This window comes from Methylocystis sp. (assembly GCF_046349115.1).
Classification (GTDB): domain Bacteria; phylum Pseudomonadota; class Alphaproteobacteria; order Rhizobiales; family Beijerinckiaceae; genus Methylocystis.
Genome location: NZ_JAXMCX010000001.1, coordinates 613,085 through 634,534, shown reverse-complemented (window position 1 = coordinate 634,534; position 21,450 = coordinate 613,085). Strand labels below are relative to the sequence as shown.

At 61.8% G+C, this 21,450-nt stretch carries 24 protein-coding genes and 1 tRNA gene; 18 read left to right on the top strand and 7 right to left on the bottom strand.

Translation table 11 applies throughout. From position 1 onward, the window contains the following. Nucleotides 1–288: 288 nt before the first annotated feature. The 9 genes from U1E20_RS02925 (at nucleotide 289) to U1E20_RS02885 (ending at nucleotide 7,596) form a co-directional block, all read left to right on the top strand. Nucleotides 289–906: a hypothetical protein gene (locus U1E20_RS02925; RefSeq protein ID WP_409979085.1), complete on the top strand. Its 618-nt coding sequence runs from the start codon at nucleotides 289–291 to the stop codon at nucleotides 904–906. Further along, nucleotides 906–1,091: a hypothetical protein gene (locus tag U1E20_RS02920; RefSeq protein ID WP_409979084.1), complete on the top strand. Its 186-nt coding sequence runs from the start codon at nucleotides 906–908 to the stop codon at nucleotides 1,089–1,091. Before U1E20_RS02925 ends, U1E20_RS02920 begins: the two co-directional genes overlap by 1 nt. Then, a complete protein-coding gene (locus tag U1E20_RS02915) occupies nucleotides 1,088–1,342 on the top strand; it encodes a hypothetical protein (RefSeq protein ID WP_409979083.1) in 255 nt (84 codons plus the stop codon). Before U1E20_RS02920 ends, U1E20_RS02915 begins: the two co-directional genes overlap by 4 nt. Before the next feature lie 263 nt (nucleotides 1,343–1,605). Beyond that, nucleotides 1,606–1,914, top strand: a complete 309-nt coding sequence (locus U1E20_RS02910) for a hypothetical protein (RefSeq protein WP_409979082.1) — start codon at nucleotides 1,606–1,608, stop codon at nucleotides 1,912–1,914. 1 nt (nucleotide 1,915) lies between these two features. Further along, complete coding sequence (locus U1E20_RS02905) at nucleotides 1,916–2,185, top strand: hypothetical protein (protein WP_409979081.1); 270 nt, start codon at nucleotides 1,916–1,918, stop codon at nucleotides 2,183–2,185. A gap of 326 nt (nucleotides 2,186–2,511) precedes the next feature. Then, nucleotides 2,512–2,880 carry a hypothetical protein gene (locus tag U1E20_RS02900; RefSeq protein WP_409979080.1) on the top strand — a complete coding sequence of 123 codons (369 nt, stop codon included), beginning with the start codon at nucleotides 2,512–2,514 and terminating at the stop codon, nucleotides 2,878–2,880. An 880-nt stretch (nucleotides 2,881–3,760) separates the two neighbouring features. Further along, complete coding sequence (locus tag U1E20_RS02895) at nucleotides 3,761–6,127, top strand: caspase family protein (protein ID WP_409979079.1); 2,367 nt, start codon at nucleotides 3,761–3,763, stop codon at nucleotides 6,125–6,127. A 1,033-nt stretch (nucleotides 6,128–7,160) separates the two neighbouring features. Continuing rightward, nucleotides 7,161–7,325: a hypothetical protein gene (locus U1E20_RS02890; protein WP_409979078.1), complete on the top strand. Its 165-nt coding sequence runs from the start codon at nucleotides 7,161–7,163 to the stop codon at nucleotides 7,323–7,325. 7 nt (nucleotides 7,326–7,332) lie between these two features. After that, nucleotides 7,333–7,596, top strand: a complete 264-nt coding sequence (locus tag U1E20_RS02885) for a hypothetical protein (protein ID WP_409979077.1) — start codon at nucleotides 7,333–7,335, stop codon at nucleotides 7,594–7,596. A gap of 515 nt (nucleotides 7,597–8,111) precedes the next feature. Here the strand turns inward: U1E20_RS02885 and U1E20_RS02880 are convergent. Next, entirely contained in the window at nucleotides 8,112–8,429 is a 318-nt protein-coding gene (locus U1E20_RS02880) for a hypothetical protein (RefSeq protein ID WP_409979076.1), read from the bottom strand. Nucleotides 8,430–8,561: 132 nt separating this feature from the next. After that, nucleotides 8,562–8,637, bottom strand: a tRNA-Glu gene (locus U1E20_RS02875). A 141-nt stretch (nucleotides 8,638–8,778) separates the two neighbouring features. Between U1E20_RS02875 and U1E20_RS02870 the strand changes: the two genes are divergently transcribed. Then, nucleotides 8,779–10,653, top strand: coding sequence for an ABC-F family ATP-binding cassette domain-containing protein (locus U1E20_RS02870; RefSeq protein ID WP_409979075.1), 1,875 nt, complete (start codon nucleotides 8,779–8,781; stop codon nucleotides 10,651–10,653). 172 nt (nucleotides 10,654–10,825) lie between these two features. Here U1E20_RS02870 and U1E20_RS02865 read toward each other — a convergent pair whose 3' ends face one another. Beyond that, on the bottom strand, nucleotides 10,826–11,218 hold the full coding sequence (locus U1E20_RS02865) for a winged helix-turn-helix transcriptional regulator (RefSeq protein ID WP_409979074.1): 393 nt from the start codon (nucleotides 11,216–11,218) through the stop codon (nucleotides 10,826–10,828). Nucleotides 11,219–11,300: 82 nt separating this feature from the next. Here U1E20_RS02865 and U1E20_RS02860 point away from each other — a divergent pair, with 82 nt between their 5' ends. Further along, on the top strand, nucleotides 11,301–11,723 hold the full coding sequence (locus U1E20_RS02860) for a GFA family protein (RefSeq protein WP_409979073.1): 423 nt from the start codon (nucleotides 11,301–11,303) through the stop codon (nucleotides 11,721–11,723). Nucleotides 11,724–11,728: 5 nt separating this feature from the next. Further along, complete coding sequence (locus U1E20_RS02855; RefSeq protein ID WP_409979072.1) at nucleotides 11,729–12,058, top strand: TfoX/Sxy family protein; 330 nt, start codon at nucleotides 11,729–11,731, stop codon at nucleotides 12,056–12,058. A 72-nt stretch (nucleotides 12,059–12,130) separates the two neighbouring features. Here the strand turns inward: U1E20_RS02855 and U1E20_RS02850 are convergent, their stop codons facing one another. Next, nucleotides 12,131–12,538 (bottom strand): MerR family transcriptional regulator, encoded by a 408-nt coding sequence (locus tag U1E20_RS02850; protein ID WP_409979071.1) that lies wholly within the window; start codon nucleotides 12,536–12,538, stop codon nucleotides 12,131–12,133. 69 nt (nucleotides 12,539–12,607) lie between these two features. Here U1E20_RS02850 and U1E20_RS02845 point away from each other — a divergent pair, with 69 nt between their 5' ends. Together U1E20_RS02845 and U1E20_RS02840 are read left to right on the top strand one after the other, a co-directional pair. Beyond that, nucleotides 12,608–13,039, top strand: coding sequence for a mercury transporter MerT (locus U1E20_RS02845; protein WP_409979070.1), 432 nt, complete (start codon nucleotides 12,608–12,610; stop codon nucleotides 13,037–13,039). Further along, entirely contained in the window at nucleotides 13,040–13,288 is a 249-nt protein-coding gene (locus tag U1E20_RS02840; protein ID WP_409979069.1) for a GDCCVxC domain-containing (seleno)protein, read from the top strand. A 274-nt stretch (nucleotides 13,289–13,562) separates the two neighbouring features. Here U1E20_RS02840 and U1E20_RS02835 read toward each other — a convergent pair whose 3' ends face one another. Further along, nucleotides 13,563–13,853 carry a GNAT family N-acetyltransferase gene (locus U1E20_RS02835; RefSeq protein ID WP_409979068.1) on the bottom strand — a complete coding sequence of 97 codons (291 nt, stop codon included), beginning with the start codon at nucleotides 13,851–13,853 and terminating at the stop codon, nucleotides 13,563–13,565. A 198-nt stretch (nucleotides 13,854–14,051) separates the two neighbouring features. On the opposite strand from U1E20_RS02835, the gene proS reads away from it, so the two are divergent. Genes proS through U1E20_RS02820 form a run of 3 tightly spaced genes read left to right on the top strand, consistent with a single transcriptional unit; the run spans nucleotide 14,052 to nucleotide 17,358 of the window. Beyond that, nucleotides 14,052–15,392 (top strand): proline--tRNA ligase, encoded by a 1,341-nt coding sequence (gene proS / locus U1E20_RS02830; protein ID WP_409979067.1) that lies wholly within the window; start codon nucleotides 14,052–14,054, stop codon nucleotides 15,390–15,392. Then, nucleotides 15,389–16,669 (top strand): lipoprotein-releasing ABC transporter permease subunit, encoded by a 1,281-nt coding sequence (locus U1E20_RS02825; protein WP_409979066.1) that lies wholly within the window; start codon nucleotides 15,389–15,391, stop codon nucleotides 16,667–16,669. The genes proS and U1E20_RS02825 overlap by 4 nt, the downstream gene beginning before the upstream one ends. 5 nt (nucleotides 16,670–16,674) lie before the next feature. After that, the gene (locus U1E20_RS02820; protein ID WP_409979065.1) at nucleotides 16,675–17,358 is read left to right on the top strand and encodes an ABC transporter ATP-binding protein; all 684 of its coding nucleotides are present in this window, start codon (nucleotides 16,675–16,677) and stop codon (nucleotides 17,356–17,358) included. A gap of 7 nt (nucleotides 17,359–17,365) precedes the next feature. Here the strand turns inward: U1E20_RS02820 and U1E20_RS02815 are convergent, their stop codons facing one another. After that, nucleotides 17,366–17,935 (bottom strand): hypothetical protein, encoded by a 570-nt coding sequence (locus U1E20_RS02815; protein ID WP_409979064.1) that lies wholly within the window; start codon nucleotides 17,933–17,935, stop codon nucleotides 17,366–17,368. 438 nt (nucleotides 17,936–18,373) lie between these two features. On the opposite strand from U1E20_RS02815, the gene U1E20_RS02810 reads away from it, so the two are divergent. After that, on the top strand, nucleotides 18,374–19,066 hold the full coding sequence (locus U1E20_RS02810; protein WP_409979629.1) for an enoyl-CoA hydratase: 693 nt from the start codon (nucleotides 18,374–18,376) through the stop codon (nucleotides 19,064–19,066). 18 nt (nucleotides 19,067–19,084) lie between these two features. Here U1E20_RS02810 and U1E20_RS02805 read toward each other — a convergent pair whose 3' ends face one another. After that, the gene (locus tag U1E20_RS02805) at nucleotides 19,085–21,448 is read right to left on the bottom strand and encodes a putative bifunctional diguanylate cyclase/phosphodiesterase (RefSeq protein WP_409979063.1); all 2,364 of its coding nucleotides are present in this window, start codon (nucleotides 21,446–21,448) and stop codon (nucleotides 19,085–19,087) included. Nucleotides 21,449–21,450 lie beyond the last annotated feature (2 nt).

The window sequence follows — 21,450 nt, the reverse complement described above, 5'->3', positions numbered from 1 at the left end:
GTCGACGATGCGCTGCGTTTTTGCTCTTCGAATACCGCCGGCGCCTATGCTGGCTTGTTTTCGCGGCGTCGCCCAAGGGCTTCGGCTTCCGGTCGAAGGGAACGTCGCGCGGTGATTTTGAGAAGGCTGTGCGCGAGTCTATCGCCAATGAACCGCTCACCAGAGAGTTGATGGACGCCATGCTGAGGGCGCGCGCGGCGCTGTGGAAGCTGTATTGCAAGCCGCAACGTTTGTCTCCCGCAGTAAACTCTGCGGCGCGCAAATCGGATCGCGACCGCCAGGGCGGCCTTGGAGCGCATCAAGGTTCAGCTTGCACCTCAGCTCACGTTGGACGCGGATCAGGTCGAGCGCTTCGGCGCCTTCATGCGGGCATGGAAACTGCAGGCGCTCGAAGTCGGCGCCCGTCTGCGCCGCGCGGCCATGACGTTCAATCGCGCAGTCTGTTGCCAACACGCGCATTCCATAGGAGCCGCTTACGAAGCGATCGACGACGCTAAGGGCGATCTCGACGAGCTTCTTTCGGAAACGCTTGAGGACGGCCGGGGGCCGTCGCCGGAACTTTTCGCCCAGGCGACACGCGACTATCACGCGCAGCGCGACGGCGCGGTGAGCATCGCTCCTCCGCCGACATCAACTAACTCGTGGAGCCGGCCGCGGAAGCAAGCGAGCAGGAAGACGAGCGAGGCGACGACGTGCGAGCGACAGCGCTTGCGCCTCGCACAGCCGGACGCCTTCGACGATGGTGCACGCTCGGGCTTTCTCGGCGATCTCGCGGGCGAACGCGAATCCGGCGGCTACCCGATCGGCTTCCACGCCTGGACGCCGGAACGCCGTAGCATTTGGTTTTCAGGCTTCAATGCGGGGCGTCTCGACCGCGTGAGTGTAGCCGATGGCGCAGCAGGTTAATGTCTCGTTCCGCCTATCTCAGCGATGAACAGTGGAATGCCACGCTTGCCGAACAAGCGAAGCGGAAGCGCGAACACTTGGATCGCTTACGGCGGCTGCTGATCCGTGAAGAAGTTATGAGCGCAACGCGCAAAGGAACGCTACAACGATCTTGGCAACAATCGCTGCACCTGTTGGAATTTTGAGCGCGATCGACAAGCGCGCAGCGCAGCGCAATCAGACGCGCGCGAAGCTGTTATCGCGCGCGGGGATCACGCAAAACGACTGGGACGCGCTCGCAACCGCACTCGGCAGCGCGAACTCGGCGAACCTTCGCAGCCTGTTGAACGCGTCGCACGCCGCGCTGGTTGTCATCGAGCAGTCGACGCCGATTCCCGACGGGAGCGCAGCCTCTCACAACGGGCCGATCACATCGCATTTCGGGGACTTGAGTTAGTGACCGACGACGCGCCGGCAGGCCATCAGTCCTATGGCCCGAAGGGGCGAGTCGTTTCGCGCCACGAGTTCGCGGCCATCCCGTCGTGGGACGCCACTTGGGCCGCCCATGTCGCGCGCAATTGGGAACGGCGCAACCTGCCGAGCGAAGAAGAACAACGTGAAGCGCTTCGGCGCCGACGTTCGAAGAGACGCGTGTGGTGAATAAGCGCACATAGCGCAAACATGAAAGGAAAAATCATGTCGCTCTAAAATAGAGGCATCGTGAGATTTTACGCCGGCGGGGAAGCGAAAGCCTTCGGCAGCACCAGCACGCCGAAAGGCATCTTGCAGAGCATCTTGCGCACGCTCGAAACACGCGGCGAGACGCGCCAGCAAATCGAGGACAAGGGCGTCGATCTTGAAGCAATGGAGGAGGCTTTCACAGGGATCGACGAGCGGCGGTTTCAGACGCTCCTCAACGTCGATCACTTTCACCCACTGCAACTCGTGACCATCGAGGCGATGGAGCGTCACGCCCCTGGCGTTGCGATCGAATCGCGTGATCCAGGCACGATGTTCGAGAAATTCTAAAATGGCGACGCGGCGGGCTGTGGAGCCTTTCGCTCTTAATGTTTCATCGGTCGGCATCGACATCGTCGGGCTGCATGATGTTCTGTTGCGCGGCCCGGCGGTCCGCGACGTGCTGTGCGTTGCTCCGTATCAGTATTTCGTGAAATCCGATCGAAGCGCCGGCAAACTTGCGAAGCTCTTGCGGCCGTTCATTCCCTCCCATTTTGTCGTGCTCACTGCGTCCGCCCAAAAGCAGCGGCTTTTTTCTGCCGCACGCAATCGACTGGATTGAGGCCGAGCCGTCGCCGCCGCGGGGAGAGGCGCACCAGCCCACGCCTTTCGACATGGGGTTGGTCGCCTCGCTCGACTGTCTTCTCCTCACCGAAGTTGAGCGGCAGTCGCACAAACTGATCCTCGCGGAACCCCAAGGATTCGGCTGACATGGGTTTCGCTTCCGGCCTCTCTCTCGCCGCTGCCGGGCTGTCAGCGGGCGGATATTTTTTGAAAGGTCGCGAGGCCGCCTCGAACGCGCGCGTCCAAGGCCAGGACACCGCGATGTAGCGCTTCTACGACGCCGCGCAGGCCGGCAAGCTCAAGGCGACAGAGACCGACGACTATATGCGCCGCCAAACCCAGGGGGCGCTGCAGAATATTGACGCGGTTCTGGCCACGACTGGCGCGACTGACGGCTCGCCGTCGTCGTGCGCGGTCAAGAATCGCTTCTCAGAACTGTCCGATGAAGCGCGGACGACGGCGACGAGCAACATCAGGATGCAGGCGCAGGCTGACAAGAACGCCGCGGTGCTCTACGCGTTAAGAGCCGTGAACGCGATCAACGCGGCAAGCCGAAATGCTCAGCAGCTCGATGTGCTGGGCCTGCTCTCTGCGGGGGATCAATCTTCAAGAGGTTGCTCCCCTCCGGGTCCGACCAATACTACTGAGCGAGAGCCGGCGATTTGTCAGTGTGCAGAGGCCGGCCATGCCTGACGAGCTCAAATCCGCGAAGCTATCCGGGCGAGCGCGCGGCGCGCGCCAACGAAGGCCCGCGGTAGGCGCTAAAGAAAAATTCGCTGCGCGAAATGGTTTTCGCGTGATCGCGATCGGCGGTGCAACGCTGACGTGGGCCGATGCAGAGAACGGAAGTCGCCGCTGTGCGCGGCCGCACTGCGCCTGTCAATGAGACCAACGACAATCGCGGCGTTGCGAAAAACCTTCAGCCTTTCGAACAGATCGGGGCCGGGCTGTTGAGGCGCCGGCCCCTTTTGCGCGAACCAAGCATTTGGTGAAACGACAATCCACAGCTCATTTCGATCCCTGTGTAGACAGGCCTTCATCTAACATGGCATAGATACAGCGTTTTTAACACCGACAACCTGGCGCCCCGTCGACTTCGCGGTCGACGGGTTTTTTGCGCAAGCCCTGGCGAGCGCTGGACTTGCGAGTAAGAGACGATTGAATATCGTGGCGCCACGCCTGTCGACCGGCAGGCATGAGTTGCCCGCGTTTTCATTGTCGCGGGCTTTTTTCGACCTCACGCCCGGCTCGCCGGTCGCACGAAAAAGCCCTGTCGTCGCCGTCCGGGCAGGAGTTTTGCGGTTGAAAGGATTGTCGCCTGTCGCTAGGCAACAGGCCGATTCGTAAGCGCGCCGGGCAATCCGAACGAGCGCGACCAGCGACGGCAGTTAATGCTAAGCTAACGCCATGTGTGGGCGCTTTACGCAACGTCTCTCGCGGGAAAAACTCCATCGGCTCGCTGATCTGATCGGCTAGCTGCGCGTCCTTGTGCGGTTCACCCCCCATTCAGCTGCTTGATCGCTCGATGACTCGACACCGCATGGGCTCGCGACGCCTGCAAGGAGAACTTTCGATGCAGCTTTTTCGAATGCTGGCGGTCGCGCTCATAGCGTGGTCCTCGGTCGCTGTGGGAAAGGCGGCGCAGGCCACGGAACGACGTCTCGCACTTGTCGTTGGCGAGTCCGCCAATACGGACAAGCCGCTTGCGACGGCCGCCAATGACGCTGGCCTCATCGCACAGACCCTGCAAGCGGCAGGGTTTGACGTAACCGGCGCGCGCGACCTTGAAGAAGAAGCGCTGAAGCGCGCGTTCCGCGATTTTCTCGACAAGGCGGCAAGCGCCGGTCCGGATACGGTCGCTTTTATCTATTTCGCCGGCTATGGGCTCCAGCTCGAAGGCGAGAATTATCTCGTGCCGATCGACGTAAGGGTCGCGCGCGACGCCGACGTTCCCCTGCGCGCGCTGCGCGTTTCGGATTATCTGAAGCCACTCGCCGCCTCGGGCGCTAAGCTGAGCGTCGTCGTGCTCGATGCCGCCCGCCCGAATCCGTTCCAAATGTCCGGACAGCCGCTCGCAGGCGGCCTCGCGCTTTACGAACCAGGAGCCAACGCTTTACTCGCCTTCAACGCTGCGCCGGGTACGGTCGCGCCCGACGAAAAAGGTCCTTATGGCGCCTATGCCCATGCGCTCGCAGAGATGATCCGCGACGGCGGAAGTCCGCTGATGCAGATTTTTCAAAATGTGCGCCTGCGCGTTTCCGACAACACAAAGGGCGCGCAAATCCCGTGGAACTCAGCCAAGATCGACACGGACTTCATTTTCTTCCAACGCATCGAGGGAGCGCCCGCGCGTGCCGACGACGATGCTGCGCAGCTCGCGCAGCCGATCAGCGCGCTCGGTCCCGAGGCGGGCTTCTCCGCCGCGCTTCGCCGCGACACGCTCCAGGGCTATCAGGACTATGTCGCGACCTATCCCGCCGCGCCCTACGCCGAGCGCGCGCGGGCCATTGTCGCGGCGCGGCGCGAGGCGCTCACCTGGCGTCGCTCGCGCGTCGTCGACACGCCCAACGCCTATTGGTCCTATCTGCGCCTATATCCGAAGGGACCGCACGCCTGGGACGCGCGCCGCCGCCTTGCGCAGCTTTCGTCCGAGCTGGAGCCGCCATCAAGCTTCGAGATGATCGACTATGCCTATCCGCCGCCGCCGCCGGAAGAGATCGTGTTCGTCGAGCAGCCAGTCGTCTCCTTCGACGATCCGGTCTGGGGCTTCGTTCCGCCGCCGCCCGTCTATTTTTTGCCGCCGCCGCCGCCAAATTTCATCATCCTGCCCCCGCCGGTGGTGATTGCGCAGCCGTATGTTTTGCCGGCGCCGCCCTTCGTGCCGATCCCTGTTTGGCAACGGCCGCCCATCTATGTCGCGCCGCCGCCTGACAATCTGATCTTTCGGAATGTCCACAATCAGATCGTTATCGATCAGCAAGTGAATAATTTCGTGGTCAGGAATCCCCAAGGTCAGGTGATCTCCACGGGCGGGCTGACCGCCGCCGGAACGGGCGCCGCCGGGCTCGCCATAGGCGCGGCGCTCCCGCATTTCATCGCGCGTCGGCCCCCAGGCGCGCCGCCGCCGGGTGGCGCGCCGACCGCGCAGCCTCCGCGGCAAGGGCCGGCGGAGGCTGAAAAGATCGCTCCAGCGCCGCAAGAGGGGCACGCGCCCAGCGGCGGCGGCGTGACTGCGCTACCCGGCGCGGGGTCGAAAAACGCGCTTCCAATGGGCGGCCCGGAGCCTCGGCGGGGGGCGTTGCCATCGGAAGGCGGCGCGCCTTTGCACGGCCCAAAGATGCCGCCGGGCGGACCTGCGCTTGCGCCGGGCGGCGAAGCGGGACCCGCGCCAAAGCCCGCCGAGCCGCGATCGGCGCTGAAGGCTCACAGCGCCGCTCCTGTCGAACCAGGAGGCCAACGAGGTCCGCGAAATGAGACGGCCGCCACGCCGCGCCAGCCCTTTGAGCATATGCCTGATACGTCCTCTGAGCCGATACGACGTCACATGCAAAATACACCTGGCGGCGCCATGGCTCCTCGTGAAATGGCGCCGGAGCGCCCGCAACCGAATATGCGCGAGCGCGGCGTCACACCGCTCGAGCGCATGCCCCCCATGAGGGAGTCGGCTCCGCCGGCGCTGATGGGGCCGCGCATTATGTCGCCGCCCCCGACGTCACACGCGCCGTCTCCCCCGATGATGCATGGGCAGCCATCGGTTGACCGCGGCTCGCCTATGGGAATTCGGATTCCTCCGCCCGCCGCGCCGCGCATGATGGGGCCTCCGAGCGTTCCGCAGCCTCACGCAGGCTCTGGGGGCGACGGCGGCGAGAGGCGAGGAGGTCCGCACGGGGGCGATTCTCGAGGGCCTGGCGGTCCAGGCGGATTCGGCGGAATGCGCTGAGCACGGCAGTTGAAGTTGCGGCGTTCTAAAAATCGCCGCTGGCGCTCATCGATGCAGAGCTGGGAACGGTGTCGTGGTTCGCGATCCGGGCGACAAAGACGCCCCGCCGTTCATTCACAGTCGGGCGCTGTCGCTTAACGGTTCGTTAGTCGATGAGCGGCAGCCTGCGCTTGCAACGCCAAGCGCGACGCCATCCGCGTCAGCAGCGCCCTGCGGCCAGTCAGATGTGATCGGCTTGGCGTTGCCGCCAATCGCTTTTCGAGTAGAACGCCCCGCCGTTCATCACGGTCGGGGCGTTTTGATTATCAGTGCGGCTTTGCGGGCTTCTTCGAGTGAGAGGCGTGATGCGCTTTCTCAGCCTTCGGCGTGGAGGCAGGCGGCGCGATTTCCGTTTCTGCTGCCTTTTTGGGCGCGGGTGCGACGGTGGTTAGGGGCTCTGGCGACGCAGGGACAGGCTGCGCGCCAGCGGTCGGCATCGAGTCCGGAACGGAACTGGAATCAGGCGATGTAGCGGTCGTTTCCGAGGCTGTTGGGTTGTTTCCCGCGCTTTCGATCGAACCGGGCTTCGAAAGCCACACAGCGTAAACGGCGTAGGTAACGGCGCAAAGCGCGACGGCGGCTATTAAAAGGCGCTTCATCGGTAATTCCTTTCGACGGCAAGGATTCAAGCGCTAGTGTGCTGTGATTCGTTGCGCTTGATAATCTGCCACGAATCCTGAAACGAGGCTAAACACGAAAAAAGCCCGCGCCGTTACATCCGCGCTCGGAGCGTTCTGTCGCGGCGCGCGCTGGATCAGCGCGCGTTCTCGATGACAGCGAGCGCGCGACGTTGGTCTTGGCGAGTGTCCTTTGAACGCGGGGAAGCGAGCGGGGCTGTCTCGCTCGTCGTCTGCCCGGCCTATCCTCGTGCGACTAGTTTCAGCGCGTCAGACCATCGGGCCAACGGTTCGCCGCCGAAGGTGACCGGCGTGCCGAAGTAGCGGGCGACAGCGACAACTATCGTGTCGCATGCATCGCACAGGTCAATACGACCATGTATTTTGACCTCGGCGCTGACGAGGTATTCGAGCGCTGCAAGGAACTCGGCATCGCTCTTGAAGCGCCGATCCGAGATGGCGATGCGGGCGTCTTCTTCGGCGTAGCACGCGCGGCCGTCGTCATCACCGCCGTCCAGAAGGTCCGAAATACCCGTATCTAAGGCACAATTGCAGGCAACGCCGTCTAACGAGCGCGCCCTCTTTATCTTGCTGGGGCATGTCGCCAATCAGCTCAATCTATTTACAAAACTTATTATTTTCTCATCGAACAAAACAACCGACGACGACCTTGGGCGCATACTGTCCGGCGCACAGACTCAAATGCTGATGCGGATGGCTATCGGTATTCTTCACGAAAGTTGGGCGAAGCTCCTCACGCCTCGTTTTTTGGGCTCATCGCGCAAAAAAGCAATACAGGCCTTTGCTCGATAAAGGAGGGCAGGACGCGCTCGACGCGCTTAAGAAGCTGTTTGGCGGCTCAAATCTGTCGAACACAATTCGAAATTCCTATGCCTTTCATCATCCACACGACGCAGACACTGAAGCAGCATTCGAGCTGGCCACGGCATCATCTGAGCTTGACGATGAGTGGGACACTGACGGCTGCAATTTGGCGGAAGAATTTTGGCGACGAAATGCAAGCTCACGTTCCCGCGAAAGTGACTGACGCGCCCAGCCTCTATGAATTTTGGTTGCCATTTTTTGTTGAGGTGCCCGAGGAACTGCCTTGACGAGGAGTCCCCGCCTTTGTGCGGTTGCCTCTCGTGACTCTCGCACATTTCCGACACGCCTTAAAAATTCTGACAGCCGAAAAATTTTGAGGCGCAAGTCGCGCGCGGGAGGGTGGAACTCGCCGATCCGACTTCGATTTTTCCCCCACTCCCGGCGCCGCGGCCGCGCCCCTCCCACGCCTAGAGCGAGTGGATTGCGCCTCGTGCGAGCGCGGATCAGGCGGCGAGGTCGGCGGGTTCGTCCAAGCGGTCGGCCGGTTGGACGTATTGCGACGTTCCGATCGCCCTGCGCGTGCGCGCCGGGAGCGCGTCGTCGTCCACGATAACCTGGAGCCGGATGCCGAGCGCATCCATTATCGACGGAGGCGACACTTCGCCGGGGCGCTTCGTGCCGCATTCGAGCTTGCTGATACAGCCGTCGGCGACGCCCGCGATATCGTCAAGCGCGAGGCTCGCAATCCACAACTCATAACGCCGCCGCGTGATCACACTCATCAACTCCGAGATCGATCGAACCTCGCCGAAGACGCGCATTGAAGCCCTCTACCAAATCAGGTCACGCGGGACTCTATGCCGAGCGAGTCACGCTCAGCGATGCATTTTCCGTATTTTTTCCGTATTGCTAGGGAAGCCGCTCAGTGTGACGGGCCAAGTCACTGATTTTATTGGCGCGCCCAAGGGGATTCGAACCCCTGTTTTCGCCGTGAAAGGGCGACGTCCTAGGCCTCTAGACGATGGGCGCGGGTTGTACGACCGCGTCATGGCGGGCGCGAGGGCTGTATAGAGGCGCGGAAGGCGCAAGACAAGGCCGGCTCTTGGCGCCACGGCGCCGCACGGCTTCGCGTTTGCGCCTGGCCAAGCGAGGCCCTAAAGCTTCGCCTCCATGCTGACGATCAACGATCTCGTCTACCGGCTCGGCGGCCGGCTGCTCTTCGACCATGCCGGGGTTTTTCTGCCGGGACGCTGCCGCGCCGGCTTCGTCGGCCGCAACGGCGCCGGCAAGACCACGCTGTTTCGGCTGATCGCCGGCGAAATCGCGGCGGAGAGCGGCGGCATCTCCCTGCCCTCGCGCACAAGGCTCGGGCGCGTCGAGCAGGAGGCGCACGGCGGCCCGACCGCGCTCATCGACTTCGTACTCGCGGCGGACCTCGAGCGCGCCGACCTCATCGCGCGGGCCGAAGCCGCGCATGATCCCCACGACATCGCCGACATTCAGACTCGGCTCGCCGACATCGACGCCCATTCGGCGCCGGCGCGCGCCGCCGCCATTCTGCATGGCCTCGGTTTCGATGCGGCGGCGCAGCGGCGGCCTTTGTCGGAATTTTCCGGCGGCTGGCGGATGCGCGTCGCGCTCGCGGCGGTTCTATTTTCGCGGCCTGATTTGCTGCTCCTCGACGAACCGACCAATTATCTCGATCTCGAAGGGACGCTGTGGCTTGTCGATTATCTGTCGCGCTATCCGGCGAGCGCGATCGTCATCAGCCATGACCGCGATCTGCTCGACGCCGTCGCCACCCATATTCTGCATCTCGAACGCGGCCGGTTGACGCTCTATAAGGGCGACTATTCCTCCTTCGAAAAGCAGCGGCGCGAGGCGCAGCTTCTCGCCGCCAAGGGCGCCAGGAAACAGGAAGAGCAGCGCAAACATCTGCAGGCCTTCGTCGACCGTTTCCGCGCCAAGGCGACCAAGGCGCGTCAGGCGCAGTCGCGCCTAAAACTTCTCGCCAAGATGGAGCCGGTGGCGGCGATCGTCGACGACGCCATTTTGCCGATTCATCTTCCCTCGCCGGAAAAGCCGCTGTCGCCGCCGATCATTGCGCTGGAGAAGGCGTCGGTCGGCTATGGCGATCGCGTGGTGCTGTCGCGGCTCACGCTGTCGATTTCGAATGACGATCGCATCGGCCTGCTCGGCGCCAATGGCAATGGCAAATCGACTTTCGCCAAATTGCTCGCCGGCCGGCTTGCTCCCTGCGGCGGCGAGATGGTGCGCGCGTCAAAGCTCGATGTCGGATTTTTCGCCCAGCATCAGATCGACGAATTGAATGAGAGCGAGACGCCTTACGCCGTCTTCGCGCGGCTGATGCCGGGCGCCGCCGAGGCGCGCATCCGCGCCCGCGCCGCGCAGACCGGATTTTCCGGCGCACGCGCCGATACGCCGATCGCCAGTCTTTCCGGCGGCGAAAAGGCGCGGCTGCTGCTCGGCGTCGCCGCCTTCAATGCGCCGCATCTTCTGATCCTCGACGAGCCGACCAACCATCTCGACATCGACAGCCGCGCCGCGCTGATCGAGGCGATCAATGATTATGAAGGCGCGGTCATTCTGGTCTCGCACGACCGCTATCTGCTGGAGGCCTGCGCCGATCGGCTGTGGCTGGTCGATAACGGAACGGTGCGCGCTTTCGACGGCGACATGGACGATTATGCGCGGCTGGTGCTGTCGAAATCGCGCGACGAAGAACCGAAGCAAGCGCCCGTCGCGCTGGCGCATGATTCGCTAAAGCAAGGGGCGCCAAAGCAGGAGGCGCCGAAGCGCCGCGACGCCGGCCAGACGCGGCGCAAGCTCGCGGCGGCGGAAGAGCGCGTCGAGAAATTCACCCAGCTTCTCGCCCGCGTCGACGAAGCGCTCGCAGCGCCAGACGCTTTTGCGCGCAATCCGCAGGAGGCGGCGCGCCTCGCCTCGCAACGCGAGGAACTCGCCAGGGCGCTCGCCGCTGCTGAAGAACAGTGGCTGGACATCGCCGCGGAGGCTGAAGCGTAGGGACGCCGGCGCGTCGTGTGGCCGAATTCTTCCACCTGACGCCGGGCGCGTGCGGAAGGGTAAGCAGCGCTCAATTTTGCAAAAAGCTCTTGCACGCCGCGAGCGACCAAGAACAAGGCGTCAGCAGACGCTGCAAATGTCTGGACTAATACACAACGTCAACGGCGATCGCCTAGTTGTCGGTTTTTTTGGCGGTAAGGTCTGAGGGTTTCATAGAGAGAAACTTTTCCGGCGTTTTCCATGTGTCTGGCAGATGCTTGTTCGCCCATTTGCAAACGGCTTGCAGCACGGGGAGCAGTTCCGCTCCTTTCTCCGTCGGCGCATAGTCGTATCTGATCGGATGTTCCTGATACGCGCTCTTCTCGATAAGGCCGAATTCCTCCAATCGTAACAGTCGATCTGCCAGCACGTTCGTCGGGATGCGTTCAGGGGATTGTGATAGATCTCCAAACCGCGTTTTCCCCATTGCAAGATCGCGCATGATGACGAGCGTCCATCGGTCGCCAAAAATATCGAGAGAAGTGGCTATCGGGCATCCCGACCTGAGTTTTTTCAAGGCGCGCATCGTTGGCTGATAGTGACTTGCGTATTACAAGTCACTACTCTAATCTAGTGCGGCATGAACGCACAATCGAGGAGGAAATCCAATGCCGGAACCTTTCCAAGGCCGCTGTCTTTGCGGCGCTGTCCATTATGAATGCAACGCCAATCCCTTCATGTCCGGTCATTGCCAGTGCGTTGATTGCCGCAAGAGCAGCGGGACGGGTCATAGTTCGCATCTCGCCGTTCCTCGCACGTCGGTGACCGTATCCGGAGACGTAACCGTCTACGACAAGCCGGCTGACAGCGGGCATGTGGTCTCGCGCGCTTTCTGCCCTCGCTGCGGCGCACCTGTATATTCGCTCAACGACGCAATGCCCGATTTGATCTTCCTCAGGGCGTCGAGCCTCGACGACCTCGAAGTGTTCAAACCTCAAATGATCGTTTACGCGAGCCGCGGCGCTTCCTGGGATATTTCCGATACAAATTTGCCGCGCTTTGAAAAAATGCCGCCCGTGTTGCAGGACTAGCCAGAATGGCGTCCGACCCCGCTCTTGTTGGACGACTGCGAACTATCCTCGCGCATCACCGGCACATCGAGGCGCGCCGCATGTTTGGCGGCGTTTGCTTCACTCTGAACGGTAACATGTGCGTTGGCGTCCACAACACCAATCTCATTCTTCGTGTCGGCGAAACGCGAGCCAAGGAGTTACTGACCCGCGACGGCGTCAAGCCCATGGACCTGACGGGCAAGGTTATGAAGGGATGGGCTACGATACTCCCCGAAGCCATTCGGACCGATGCTCAGCTTTCCAGCTACGCGCAACTCGCGGTCGATTTCGTTGAAACGCTGCCGCCGAAATAGCCTTCACAACCAGCCAAAAATCCAGCTTTTGTAGTTATTTATAACGACTTAACCGCTATTCAAAATTCTTAATCATGCACGCTCTGGCATCGCCAGCATGTCGAGCACGGGACATGGCGGGGCGGGGTCGCCAGAACAACGGGCGACGGTCGCGCCAAGAATATGCTCAAGCTTGGTCAGGTCGGAGAGCTTCGCTCGCACGTCATCAAGATGCGTCTGTGTAATCTCTCGCACCTCGGCGCAGGAAGCGCGGGACGGCTCCGCGAGCGCCAAGAGGGCGCGGATTTGCTCGATACTGAACCCAAGCTCGCGGGCGCGGCGGATGAAAGCAAGCCTTCGGACGTGCGCCGGTTCGTAAGCTCGATGTCCGCTCGCCGTCCGTGCGGGGAGCGGCATAAGACCGATGCGCTCGTAGTAACGCACCGTCTCGAAATTGACTCCCGTCGCCGCCGCGAGCCTGCCAATCGTCAATGGCTGCATGGATTTTTCTCTTTCACCTGTAGTCACTACAGGTGAAAGAATAGCCACACACTCAAGGAGAGGCCAGCCATGACCGTCACCGATTCCGCCAAAGCAACAACGTCCTCCGCGTCGGCTTCTCCTGGCGCGCCCGTCGCGCCGAAATGGTTTGCGGCCTTGGGTCTCGTGGCCGGCCTAGGTGCGGTTATCGCCTCTTCATGCTGTGTCATCCCGCTCGGACTTGCGGCGCTCGGCGCGGGCGCGGGTATTTTGGGCGGGCTCGAGACAGTCGCAACTTGGCGCGTGCCGCTTCTGTCAGTCAGCGCCTTGGGGATTGTCGGGGGGTGGAGCGCCTGGTGGTTCAAGCGTCCCGTCGTCTGCGCTGCGGGTTCGGCCTGCGCGTCGACCAAGCGCTCACGCGCAACGCTGGCGCTGCTCCTGTGCGCGTCGGCAATCGTGCTGGCGGCGGCAAGCTGGAGCTATATCGAGCCCGTGCTGCTCAAATTTTTCAAGGGGCAATGAGTGCTACTCGTCTCAACGATAACCTGTCCGTCTTGCGGCCATCAGTCGACTGAAACGATGCCAACGGACGCTTGCCAGTTTTTCTATGAATGCAACGGATGCGGCGTATTGCTCAAGCCCAAGGCCGGAGATTGTTGCGTCTTCTGCTCTTATGGCGACGCGCCATGTCCGCCAATACAGGAGGCGAAAGAGCATGGCCGAGCCGCCGGATGTTGCTCCGGCGCACTTCTCGAAAAAGGCGCACTATAGAGCCGACGGATTTCGTCGTTTTCGATCCTGTCGCCCGCAACTTCAACCATGGGACGCGACGCAGCGTTTTTGGGCGAAAATATCGCGGCCGTCCTTCCGGCCTTTGCTGTGCGTTCGATTGCATCATTTTGCCGGCGGCGGGGTTTGCCCCGCTCGATGACTTCACGCACCGTGGCGCGAAGCCGGCCGCGCATGGTTTGCCCTCATCCGACTCAGCTTCGCCGGGTTGCGTTCTCCCGCAAGCGGGAGAAGAGCGCGCCGCGAACTCCTAAGGTCAATCGGCGCTTTCGGGATGGCGGCGCAAATAATCCGCCACAAAAGAACAGTCGCCCTTCACCTTCAGTCCGCGGGCGCAGGCGAATTGCAGGGCGTTGCGGATGAGTTCCGACGCGACGCCCTGGCCGCGCAGCCTTGGCGGGGTCTGGGTCGAGGTGAAGACCATGACCCCATTGTCGATACGGTAATAGGCGAGCGCCGTCTCGCCATCGGCGTCGAGTTCAAAACGATTGAGCTCTGGATTGTCGCGGACGCTTCCCAGGTTTTGTCTGGCTGCAGCCTCGCCCATAGCCTCGCTCCTAGCCTCGCCCGTGCCGGCCCCCTGAGAGTTCATCCCCCCGACATGGGCGCGCGCCGCCAAAAAGGAAAGAGCGCCAGCCGCTTGCGTTTTCCGCCCCGCCGGGGTTCAAAAGCCCCTCCCGCGCCATTCGCTCGGGCGGCGGACGGGCTATGCTCGCCGCTCCCGATTCGCCCAACCGGATGCCACATGCGCCTTTCCCGCTATTTCCTGCCGATCCTGCGCGAGACCCCGAAGGAGGCCGAGATCGTCTCGCACCGGCTGATGCTGCGGGCGGGCATGATCCGGCAGGAGACGGCCGGCATTTACGCCTGGCTGCCGCTCGGGCTGCGGGTCTTGAATAAGATCAACGCCATCATCCGCGAGGAGCAGACCCGCGCCGGCGCCATCGAATGTCTGATGCCGACGATTCAGCCGGCCGATCTGTGGCGCGAGTCGGGGCGCTATGACGCCTATGGCAAGGAAATGCTGCGCATCGCCGACCGCCATGAGCGCGAGATGCTCTACGGCCCCACCAATGAAGAGATGATCACCGAGATTTTTCGCGCCTCGGTGCGGTCCTACAAGGATTTGCCGCTCAATCTCTTCCATATCCAGTGGAAATTTCGCGACGAGGTGCGCCCGCGCTTCGGCGTGATGCGTTCGCGCGAATTCCTGATGAAGGACGCCTATTCCTTCGATCTGACCGCCGAGGCCGGCCGCCATTCCTATAATAAAATGTTCGTCGCCTATCTGCGCACTTTCGCGCGCATGGGTCTGACCGCCATTCCGATGGCGGCCGAGTCAGGCCCGATCGGCGGCAACAGCCATGAATTCATCATTCTCGCCTCGACCGGCGAGAGCGAGGTCTTCTGCCATAAGGATTTCCTCTCCTTCGCGCCGCCGCCCGCCACGATCGATTTCGACGACGCGGCCGCCTTGCAGGGAATCGTCGACCAATGGACCAGCCGCTACGCCGCAACGAGCGAGATGCATGACGAAGCCGCCTTCGCCGCCGTGCCCGAAGAGGCGCGGCTCGCGGCGCGCGGCATCGAAGTCGGCCATATTTTCTACTTCGGAACCAAATATTCCGAGCCGATGAAGGCCGTGGTCAACGGGCCGGACGGCAAGGAGGTCGTGGTGCAGATGGGGTCCTATGGCATTGGCCCGTCGCGACTGGTGGCGGCGATCATCGAGGCGAGCCATGACGACAATGGCGTCATCTGGCCCGAGGCGGTCGCGCCCTTCCATGTCGGCGTCGCCGATCTGAAAGTGGGCGACGCGGCGACGGGCAAGGTCTGCGCCGATCTCGTCGCGCAGCTCGAGAACGCCGGGCTGGACGTGCTGCATGAGGACCGCGACGAACGTCCCGGCGCGAAATTCGCCACGCTCGATCTCATCGGCCTGCCCTGGCAGGTTCTGGTCGGTCCCAAGGGCCTCGCCGAAGGCAGGGTCGAAGTGAAGCAGCGCCGCACCGGCGAGCGCGAACTGCTCGCGCCCCACGACGCTGTCGCGCGAATCGTCGCCGCCATCAGGCCGGGTGAGGCATGAGCGAAACGGCGCGGCCGGCGAGAAGCGCCGGCGCTTTCTCGGCCTTCGAGCGCATCGTGGCGCTGCGCTATCTGCGCGCCCGCCGCGCCGACGGCTTCGTCTCGGTGATCGCCGGATTTTCCTTTCTCGGCATCATGCTCGGGGTCGCGACCCTGATTGTCGTCACCTCGGTGATGAACGGCTTTCATCGCGAGCTGATGGACAAGATTCTCGGCGTCAACGGCCATGCCTTTCTTCAGGCGGCGGACACGCCCTTGACCGATTGGGAGCAGGTGTCGGCAAGGACCGCGAAGCTGCCGGGAGTGAAGCTGGCGATCCCGATGGTCGAGGGCGCGGCCGGCATTTCCACCCAGTTCGGCCAGTCGGGCGTGCTGGTGCGCGGCGTGCGCGAGAAGGACCTGACCCGCCTTCCGGGCGTCGCGGGCAATGTGAAGAGCGGCGCGCTCGCGGGATTCGACAAGGCCGGCGGCGTCGCCATCGGCCAGCGCCTCGCCGAGACGCTCGGGGTCAGCGTCGGCGACTCGGTCAGCCTGCTCATCGCCAAGGGCGCGCAGACCCCGTTTGGCGTCGCGCCGCGGATCAAGGCCTATACCGTCGTCGCGATTTTCTCGATCGGCATGTCCGAATTCGACAGCGTCTTCGTCTATATGCCGCTCGCCGAGGCGCAGCTTTTCTTCAATAAGGACAATGAAGCGACAGTCATCGAGGCCTTCGTCGCCGATCCCGAGAAGATGGACGATTTTCGTCTCAACGTCGAAAAGGCGATCGCGCGCCCCCTGATCGTCACCGACTGGCGCCAACGCAACAAGACCTTCTTCGACACGCTGCAGGTCGAGAAAAACATTCTCTTCATCATTCTGGCGCTGATCGTCGTCGTCGCGGCCTTCAATATCATCTCCGGCCTGACGATGCTGGTGAAGGACAAGACCCAGGACATCGCGATCCTGCGCACCATGGGCGCGACGCGCGGCGCGGTGCTGCGCGTCTTCCTGATCATCGGCGCGTCGATTGGCGTCGTCGGCACGCTCGCCGGATTCGCGCTGGGTCTGGCGCTGGCGAAAAACCTCGACTCGATTCGGGTCTTTCTCAACAAGCTCTTCGACGCCAATCTCTTTCCGGCGGAATTCTATTTTCTTTCGCGGCTGCCGGCGATCGTCGAGCCGCGCGAAGTCGCGGCGATCGTCGTCATGACTCTCGTTCTCGCCGTTCTCGCCTCGATCTATCCCGCCTGGAAGGCAGCGTCGCTCGACCCGATCGAAGCGCTGCGGCACGAGTAATCGCGATGAACGAGGCCGTTCTCGAATTGCGCAAGGTCGCCCGCCACTATCGCGAAGGCGCGGCGCGACTGGACATTCTCGTCGACATCAATCTGTCGATCTATCCCGGCGAGACGGTCGCGCTGCTCGCGCCCTCGGGCGCCGGCAAGTCGACGCTGCTCCATATCGCCGGGCTACTGGAGCGCCAGGACGGCGGCGAAGTGCTGATCAGGAACGCGCCGACGTCGCGCATGTCGGACGGCGAGCGCACCCGCCTGCGCCGCGCCACCATCGGCTTTATCTACCAGTTCCATCACCTGCTGCCGGAGTTCTCGGCGCTCGAGAATGTGGCGCTTCCGCAGATGATCAACGGCTTGAACAGGGGCGAAGCGCGCCTCAGGGCGCAACAGCTGCTCGAATATCTGCGGCTGGGACCGCGCGCCTCGCATCGGCCCTCCGAGCTTTCAGGCGGCGAACAGCAGCGCGTCGCCATCGCGCGCGCGGTCGCCAATGCGCCGCATCTTCTGCTCGCCGACGAGCCGACCGGCAATCTCGATCCGCGAACCGCCGAGCATGTATTCGGCACGCTCCTGACGCTTGCGCGCAGCACCGGCCTCGCGGCGCTGATCGCCACGCACAATCTCGATCTCGCCAAACAAATGGACCGCCGCGTGACATTACGCGACGGTCGCATTGAACAGTTGAGCTGAAGCGGACTTAGGCTTTCGGCTTTTTGCCCATGAACTGGTTCTTGTACCAGAGGCCGAAACCGACCAGCGCCAGGGCCGCGAAAAATACGGCAATCGTAATTTCCTTCGACTGCGTCAAACCGACGGAGAAGGGAAAGCGCGCGACATATTCCTTGGTCCCGTCATCGCTCTTCGCCTTCACCAGACCGATGAACTTTCCTTCCACCGGAAAGACGTGCTCGAAGGTGAGGGTGCCGGTCTTATACTTGTTCGGCGGCGAATAATATTCAGTATTGGCCTCGAGATTTTCATTGTCGTCCTTCTGGCCGACGTCGCGAATGACTCGCATCTCGAGGGCCATGTCGCGAAGCTCGTCCTGCTGCGCGTCAAGCGTGATGATGGTGGGGCCCGCGTCGGGAATATCGTCGCAAAACTGCTCGCGGGACTTTTGCGGCTGATAGCCGGTGAAGGTCATCGTATCCGGGCCGATTTTCATCAGGCACTGACCCTGGTTGACGCCAACGTCGCCATGCGCATGCGCTTGTGTGACCCAACCGGCCGCCGCCAGCAGCGCCGCGGCGAAAAATCGCATCATCATCTGGTCTTCTCCCTTCTGGACGGGCCGCCCTGATTGATTCGGCGGTCTTATCGGCGCGCGGGTCCGGCCCCGGCGCGACCATGTCTCGCACGCTTGGTGCGCGAAAGCGAGCCGACGAGCGAGGGCTCGGAACCGTCAGCTTCACTCTGCTCAGTATAGGACAGGCGCGCCTCGCTGTCCCGCGACGAAGGGACACGGCAGGCGAAAAATATGCGCCGGATCGTGATAAAAAAGTCATGCGCGGCCCGCATGCCGCCCGCAAATTGCACGTTCGCATCGGGTAGCGATAAAATCTTGCACCCCGTCCCGGCCACAAAAGTAACCCAAAATTTTCATAATGATTTGATTTTTTCCTTCTAGGCGCTCATCGCCGTCAGGGTTGGCGAAGTTAAATTTTCATTTAACTTAATCGAACCTCGACAAAAGACGGTGGGCAACATGCTGAACTTTCCTTTCCTACATCCGCAGTCCGAACTCTCTGTCAACGACGGATCTCTTTCAACCTCATGGTTGAAAGACCGCCAAGCTCTAGTATTGCGCAAGACTCGACCGGGTTTTGACGCGCCCGCCATCAGGACGATTACTAATCTCCTGGCGGCGATTGACCGAGGAGAACTGAACGAAATTCGCTACCTCGTATATGATTTCGACCATGGCATGCGCGAAGCGCCAACGCCGGCCGACGGTTTTGGCGACATCGCCGCCGAAAATTCGGAGCTGATCGTCGATACGCCGGTGATCACACTCGCTTGGGCGCGGGGCTTGATGAGCGGCTCCGATTTCGACTTCGCCATGCATTGCTCGGCAATTGTCGCGGAAAAGGACGCACATTTCTCCTTTTCAGGCGATCCGGTCGACCTTCTCGGACTTTATGCGGCGGTTGGCCGTACGTTGGGTTACGTCAAGGCCGAGCGCCTGATGGAGAATAATACCGCGCTGACCGCTGAAGAAGCGCGCGACCTGCTCATCGTTCGAGACGTCGTCGAGCCACAGGGGGGGACTGCCGCGATCGAAAATTATCTTGCGCATTTCGGTCGGCGGTACAATGCCTCGCACGCCATATTTCGCGCCCAGCGAATGGTGCAACCTGTCTTTGACCGTCGGAGTTTGGCGGGGCTGACGCGTAATTGAGACTTGCTTGCGGAACTCTCACGCCGCGCTGACAAGGCGCGGCGCGTCGCGCCAATGGGCGAGCAGCGGTCGAAACTCCTCGATTGGCCGGGGCGGCGAATACAGATAGCCCTGAATGAGGAAAATATTCTTGCTCGCCATGAAGGTCAGTTGAGCGTCAGTCTCGACGCCTTCCGCGACGAGATCGATGGACAAATCATGCGCAAGCGCGGAGATTGCTGAGACGATGGCTTGCGTTTTGGGCGACTCGATCGATTGCCGCGCGAATGATCGGTCGATCTTGACCTTCTTCACCGGGAACCGATTGAGATAGCCAAGACTGCTGTACCCGGTGCCGAAGTCGTCCAGCGACAGACGCACGCCAAGAGCTTCGATTTCTCGCAATTTGCTTTCGACGTCATCGGCCTCCATCAGCGTCGTCTCAGTGATTTCGAGCTCCAGGCGATCGGGCTCGAGTCCGGTGTCGCGGAGCGTCTGCGCGACCATCCTGGCCAAATCCTTCTGCTGAAATTGTCTTGGCGCAATGTTGACCGCGACGCGAACGTTCGAAGGCCAGAATTTGGCGTCATTGCACGCCTCCCTCAACGCCCAGGCGCCGAGCTCGATAATCATGCCGGTTTCTTCCGCGATGGGAATGAATTCGCCCGGAGGGATCATGCCTTTGGTCGGGTGGCGCCAACGCAGCAGCGCCTCGAAGGATACGATGGTCGCTGTGCGCGAATCGACGACCGGCTGATAATAAACCACGACTTCATTCGCCAGAAATGCTTGACGCAGTTCGGTGTCGATCGCGCGCTTTCGGGTCACGGCTTCCTGCATTTCCTGCGAATACCAGATCGCCTTGCCGCGTCCTTGAGCTTTCGACTGATAGAGAGCGAGATCGCTGCAACTGAGAAGACCGCCGGAAGTCTCCGAGTCCTTTGGCGCCGCCGCGATGCCGATGCTGGCGCCAATGTTGATGACATGATTTTCGACGACGAAGGTGCGGTGCATCTCGCTCAGTATTTTGGCGGCGAGTTCGTCGACGTCGGGAAGCCTCGAGCCGGCGCGCAGCAGCACGCAGAACTCGTCGCCGCCGAGTCTTGCGACGATATGCGGCTGCGGGACGCAGCCGGCAAGACGCGCGCCGACCGCGGAGAGCAGCTGGTCGCCAATCGAATGACCCAGCGTGTCATTCACCTCCTTGAACCGATCGAGATCGATGTTCAGCAGCGCGGACTGAAATCCCGGCGGTCCGAGCTGAAGCATTTCACCCTCGAGCGTCTCCTGGAACTGATAGCGATTCGGCAGATTGGTCAGATCGTCGAAATGGGCCATCCGCTCGATTTCGCGGAGCGCGCTTTTTTGTATCGTCACGTCCTCGATGACGGTGATGAAGGATCCCGCTTCGGCCCGCTCGCAGTGGAATTCGAAGAAGCGCTCGCCGAGCTTATGCGTGAAGATATTCGCATGGGGCATAGCGATGTGCCGCTTCCATCGCTCAATGAAGATTTGGCTTTCCTGCTCCGACAGGCCGGCGCTCTTGCCGATCGCATGCGCAAGCGCCTCGAGTTTGATCGGCGTGGTCGCAGCCACGATGCCGAAGAAATCAAATACGCGGCGGTTTACGACGGTGACTGAGAGATCTGCGTTTCCCATGCACAGGCCATGCGTCATCGAGTTGAGCGCGAGACTGAACAGCGTTCGCTGTTTCACCGCCTCGTAGCCATTGCGAAGCGCTGTTTCCAGATTGGCGTGCAGAAATGTCGTTGTGGACTTTACGGAGATCATGCCGATAATCAGCACGAGCGTCAGTCCCCAATACCAAAAGCTGTAGTAGAAGAGGCAGACAATGGCGAGTGGCGCGCACGCTCCGATCACCTGCCCGAAAACGATCATTGGTCGACCTGAGTTGCGGCTCGCCAGCGCGCCAGCGCAGCCTGTCATCAGGATCACTCCATAATAGGCGAGCATTTCATCGTGGTGATCGACAAACAATATCGCGGCGGTGACGCCGACCGCCGTCATGAAGCCGATCGCGCCGATCGCGTATCGAAGTTCCCAGCGCCACGCATCCTTGCGCCGCTGCACGGGAGGCTGACGCGTGTAAGCGAGCAACACTGAGATACGATAGGCGCCCATGCAGGTCATCAAAATTATCAATTGCAGGTAGACATCCTGCCAAGTCGATAGCCAAGCGATGATGGGCGCAAGCATGCCTGCGGCTACACCCGCAAGAAAGGAGCCCTTTGTCGCGAAGAGAGTTTCGACCAGATCTTGATAGATGATGTTGTCGGTCTTGGTCTCGGCCATTGCGCCCGTGTTCTCGCTGACGGATTCGCTGGAGGCTTCGACTAGGGGCGAGTCGCTATCCAATTCGACCGGACGTGGGGCGCTTTCCATTT

Coding starts and splice junctions, on each gene's coding strand:
- U1E20_RS02920 (WP_409979084.1), top strand. CDS start 906: ATGTCTCGTTCCGCCTATCTCAGCGATGAACAGTGGAATGCCACGCTT.
- U1E20_RS02905 (WP_409979081.1), top strand. CDS start 1,916: ATGGCGACGCGGCGGGCTGTGGAGCCTTTCGCTCTTAATGTTTCATCG.
- U1E20_RS02900 (WP_409979080.1), top strand. CDS start 2,512: ATGCGCCGCCAAACCCAGGGGGCGCTGCAGAATATTGACGCGGTTCTG.
- U1E20_RS02895 (WP_409979079.1), top strand. CDS start 3,761: ATGCAGCTTTTTCGAATGCTGGCGGTCGCGCTCATAGCGTGGTCCTCG.
- U1E20_RS02890 (WP_409979078.1), top strand. CDS start 7,161: ATGTATTTTGACCTCGGCGCTGACGAGGTATTCGAGCGCTGCAAGGAA.
- U1E20_RS02880 (WP_409979076.1), bottom strand. CDS start 8,429: ATGCGCGTCTTCGGCGAGGTTCGATCGATCTCGGAGTTGATGAGTGTG.
- U1E20_RS02870 (WP_409979075.1), top strand. CDS start 8,779: ATGCTGACGATCAACGATCTCGTCTACCGGCTCGGCGGCCGGCTGCTC.
- U1E20_RS02865 (WP_409979074.1), bottom strand. CDS start 11,218: ATGCGCGCCTTGAAAAAACTCAGGTCGGGATGCCCGATAGCCACTTCT.
- U1E20_RS02860 (WP_409979073.1), top strand. CDS start 11,301: ATGCCGGAACCTTTCCAAGGCCGCTGTCTTTGCGGCGCTGTCCATTAT.
- U1E20_RS02855 (WP_409979072.1), top strand. CDS start 11,729: ATGGCGTCCGACCCCGCTCTTGTTGGACGACTGCGAACTATCCTCGCG.
- U1E20_RS02850 (WP_409979071.1), bottom strand. CDS start 12,538: ATGCAGCCATTGACGATTGGCAGGCTCGCGGCGGCGACGGGAGTCAAT.
- U1E20_RS02845 (WP_409979070.1), top strand. CDS start 12,608: ATGACCGTCACCGATTCCGCCAAAGCAACAACGTCCTCCGCGTCGGCT.
- U1E20_RS02835 (WP_409979068.1), bottom strand. CDS start 13,853: ATGGGCGAGGCTGCAGCCAGACAAAACCTGGGAAGCGTCCGCGACAAT.
- proS (WP_409979067.1), top strand. CDS start 14,052: ATGCGCCTTTCCCGCTATTTCCTGCCGATCCTGCGCGAGACCCCGAAG.
- U1E20_RS02825 (WP_409979066.1), top strand. CDS start 15,389: ATGAGCGAAACGGCGCGGCCGGCGAGAAGCGCCGGCGCTTTCTCGGCC.
- U1E20_RS02820 (WP_409979065.1), top strand. CDS start 16,675: ATGAACGAGGCCGTTCTCGAATTGCGCAAGGTCGCCCGCCACTATCGC.
- U1E20_RS02815 (WP_409979064.1), bottom strand. CDS start 17,935: ATGATGATGCGATTTTTCGCCGCGGCGCTGCTGGCGGCGGCCGGTTGG.
- U1E20_RS02810 (WP_409979629.1), top strand. CDS start 18,374: ATGCTGAACTTTCCTTTCCTACATCCGCAGTCCGAACTCTCTGTCAAC.
- U1E20_RS02805 (WP_409979063.1), bottom strand. CDS start 21,448: ATGGAAAGCGCCCCACGTCCGGTCGAATTGGATAGCGACTCGCCCCTA.